Here is a 3,431-nt window from a genome sequence, read left to right on the forward strand (position 1 = left end):
TCTTCCTCGTGCCCCTGGCCCTCCTGCTCGGCGCCTCAGCGCTCGCCGCTTTCCTCTGGTCCCTCAAGAGCGGCCAGTATGAGGATCTCGACGGAGCGGCCGAGCGCATTCTGCTCGATGACAAGGACGACCGGATCGCGACGGGGGAGCGCGACGGCGCCGCTCGGCCCGAGCCCTCGGCGCCCCCCATGAAAGGAAGGGATGAGGCGGTGTCGAGGCGCTAAAGGCGCGCCCGTGCAATGAGGCGGTCCGTCGCCCAGCCCAACGCGATACCGGCGCCATATGCCACCAGGTTCCAGGGCGAGAAGACGCGCCCGAGCAGCAGCGCGCCTGGCGTCGTCAGCCTGAAGGCATCGAGCCAGGGCGTGTGATAGAGGCGGCTGAGCTCGACGCAGAGCGCGATCAGCGCGGCAAGGATCGCAAGCCGGGATGCCGGCTGACGCCGAGCGATGATGGTCAGCAGAAGGTAGACCATCGTCCCCCAGAGCAGCGAGCCGCCATATTTCACGACGCCGAACGGCAGCCCGAGCCCCATCCCGAAACGGCGCAGGAGCAGCCCAGCGGCGATCGTTGCGAGGCAAAGGGCGATCATCAYCACGCGCGAGCGCAGGCCCGTCTCGGACTCGCTTGTCTCAGACATGGGTTTCCGCCCCGGGCGCCCGTTGAAAGGCCAGTGCGAAGGTGGTGCCGGGCTCGTCGTCGAGCAGCGTGATCGATCCGCCATGGGCGTTCAGCATGGCGCGGACGATGGACAATCCCATGCCGGTGCCGCCGCTGTCGCGGCGCGTGGTGAAGAAGCTGTCGAAGATCCGCGCCCGGTTGTTCGGGGACACGCCGCTGCCATTGTCGCGAAGGGTGAGGCAGAGCCGGTCCGCCTCCGTGGCCGCGACGATGTCGAGCTCGCTCGCGCCATGACGCAGCGCATTATCAGTGAGATGGCTGAGGATGATGCGCAGGTTCTCGGCCGAAATGCGGATGGCGCTGTCGAGCGCCCCCTCGGCGCGAATCCGGATGCCGGGGAAATCCCGCTGCAGATCGGCGATTGCCGGAGACAGGCTGGTCGTGCCGCCGGTCGGCGTGCTTTCGGCGCGGGCAAGTTCCCGCAGGCGGTTGGTGATCGCGGTCAGGCGATGCGTGTCGGCGATGATGTTGCCGAGGAAGTGCCGGCGCTTCGCCTCGCTCATCGCAGGGCCGTCACCGGCGCCATCGTCACGCAGCAGCTCGGCCGCGCCCTCGATCGAGGTCAGCGGCGATTTCAGCTCATGCGAGACATGGGCCGCGAAGGTCGCGATGAAATCGGAGCGGTTGTTCAGGCTGCCGGCCATGTCCAGGAAGCTCTGCGACAGGCGCGCGAACTCGGCGGTGCCGTGGTTCGTCAGCGGGCGCATGGCGCTGCGGTCGCCATGACCGATGGCGGTCGTACGCGCGATCAGCTCATGCACCGGCCGGGTGATGGTGCGGTGAAAGGCAAGCCCGATCAGCAGGGTGAGCGCTGCGACGGAGAGGCCGGCCAGCACGACCTTGCCGCGCTCCTCATAGAGATGGCGGAAGACATTGCTCGGCGTGCGCGAGGCATAGAGCACGCCGGCGACGCGATCCCCCAGGATGATCGGCGTCGCCGTGAAGATGCGGATGCTGGTGCCGCGGCTGAGCGAGTAAAGCGGCGGCGGAGCGTGGCTCGAGACGCGCTGCCGCAAGGTCGCGGCGAACGAGCCCTGCAGCGCCTTGGCGACCTCCTCGACATGGGCGAGCGACAGGCCGATCTCGTCTCGGCCCGCGATCACCACGCCATGGGGGTCGAGCAGGCGGAAACCGGCGAGCGTGATTGTCTGCGTATCCAGGAGCAGYGGCGAAAGCCGCTCGCCGGCAGCCTTGAAGGCTGCGCCGACGGGCTCAGCCGCGGGTTTCGCGTCCGGCCTGCGGCCCAGCAGGTTGTCGCGCGTCAGATCGAGACTGGGCAGGATCGGCCTGAACGGCTCGTCCGCCGACGAGGACGGCGTTGCCGGAACGTGAGCCCCCAGCGCGACGTCGGCCGGCAGGTTGCTCTCGAAGTCGCGCCGGATGGCGGCACTGAGCGCCACGCTCTGGGCGATCAGCTCGGCCTCGGTCTGGTGGACGAGCTGGTTCTCGTAGATCCGGAAGAAGAACAGCCCGACGAGCGGCAAGGCCAGCACCGCCGTCAGCATCAGGAAGACGATGAGGCTGAGATTGGGGCGCCATTTCACGGCAACCTGGGCCGGGGACGAGGCAGAGGCCGTCACGTCCCGGCCTCGCAGCGTCCGAGGCGGAAGCCAACGCCGTGCACGGTGTCGATGGCGCTGCCGCAGACCGATGCCGCGAGCTTGGCGCGAATGTTGCGGATATGGCTGTCGATCGTCCTGTCGGCGACATGGATCGCGCCGCCATAGGCGCTTTCCAGGATCTGCTCCCGGCTGAAGACCTGGCGGGGACGGGCTGCGAAGGTCTTCAGGATCGCGAACTCGATCCCCGTCAGCGGCAGCGCCCTGCCCGCGAAGCTGGCAAGATGCGACTCGGGGTCGAGCCGCAATGCGCCCCAGGAAAGCGGCTCCACCGACGCGGCCCCGACCGAGCGGCCGGTGCGCGTGCGCCTGAGGATGACGGTGACGCGCGCCACCAGTTCGCGCGGGCTGAACGGCTTGGTGACATAGTCGTCGCCACCGATCTCGAGGCCGAGTACCCGGTCGATCTCCTCGTCCCGCGCCGAGAGGAAGAGGATCGGCGCGTCGGAGGATTTGCGCAGCTGGCGGCAGACCTCGAGCCCGTCCATCTCGGGCATGCCGATATCGAGAATGACGAGATCGGCCGGCTGCCGCCGAAAACTCTCCAGGGCCTGCACGCCATCGCGGGCGCTTGACGTGGCCATGCCGGCCTTTTCGAGTGCGAAACAGATGACCTCGCGGATATGACTGTCGTCATCGACCACAAGAATGCGGGGCGCCATCGTCACGTGCCTGTCACTGGTCGGCTGGGGCCGGGCTGCTCTTGCCCCCGAGCGGGGCATGGGGAGTGTTAGCCAAGTAGCGCGACAGGCGCCACGCGCGAAAGCCCCAGGCCCGCCAATCCGCCTGTTCCCTGTGGTGGCGATCGGCCATGTACCCACGGTTGCCCGGCAGCCTGTTGGGGTTCCAGGACCAGGTCGAATTGGGGACTGTGCGACCAACTGCGGCGACGCGCGGCGTGTAGCGATCGAAGGCCGGGATCACCTGGGGACCGAGCGATGTCAGATAGGCGGCATCGAGTCGCGAGCCCGTGCCGCGCAGCTCCTGGGAATGGCGGAAATTGTAGTTGGCGATCACCGCCGGCGTGTTGACGAAGCAGAAGGCGTAGAGCGCCAGCGCCAGCGCGGCGGCATTGGCCGAGACGAGCCAGTTGACCGATTTCCGCCCGACGATCTGGACGATGATCAGCAC

Annotated in this window: 4 protein-coding genes and 1 pseudogene; 1 reads left to right on the forward strand and 4 read right to left on the reverse strand. The window is 67.9% G+C overall.

The window, feature by feature from the left end; genetic code table 11:
• Positions 1-128, forward strand: a pseudogene (ccoS, locus tag AC1D34_RS35395) (cbb3-type cytochrome oxidase assembly protein CcoS); the annotation flags it as partial.
• 92 nt (positions 129-220) lie between these two features.
• Here ccoS and AC1D34_RS35400 read toward each other — a convergent pair.
• The 4 genes from AC1D34_RS35400 to AC1D34_RS35415 all read right to left on the reverse strand — a co-directional run.
• Positions 221-640 carry a ribosomal maturation YjgA family protein gene (locus tag AC1D34_RS35400; RefSeq protein WP_476826766.1) on the reverse strand — a complete coding sequence of 140 codons (420 nt, stop codon included), beginning with the start codon at positions 638-640 and terminating at the stop codon, positions 221-223.
• The gene (locus AC1D34_RS35405; protein ID WP_476826767.1) at positions 633-2,261 is read right to left on the reverse strand and encodes a sensor histidine kinase; all 1,629 of its coding nucleotides are present in this window, start codon (positions 2,259-2,261) and stop codon (positions 633-635) included. Before AC1D34_RS35405 ends, AC1D34_RS35400 begins: the two co-directional genes overlap by 8 nt.
• Positions 2,258-2,962 (reverse strand): response regulator, encoded by a 705-nt coding sequence (locus AC1D34_RS35410; RefSeq protein WP_476826769.1) that lies wholly within the window; start codon positions 2,960-2,962, stop codon positions 2,258-2,260. Before AC1D34_RS35410 ends, AC1D34_RS35405 begins: the two co-directional genes overlap by 4 nt.
• 13 nt (positions 2,963-2,975) lie before the next feature.
• On the reverse strand, positions 2,976-3,431 hold a 456-nt coding region (locus AC1D34_RS35415; RefSeq protein WP_476826768.1), incomplete at its 5' end, for a DUF4153 domain-containing protein.

This window comes from Allobosea sp. P1_A7 (assembly GCF_056406775.1).

Bases quoted from the DNA above. Each gene is read 5' to 3' on its own strand.
- AC1D34_RS35410 (WP_476826769.1), bottom strand. From the start codon at position 2,962: ATGGCGCCCCGCATTCTTGTGGTCGATGACGACAGTCATATCCGCGAG.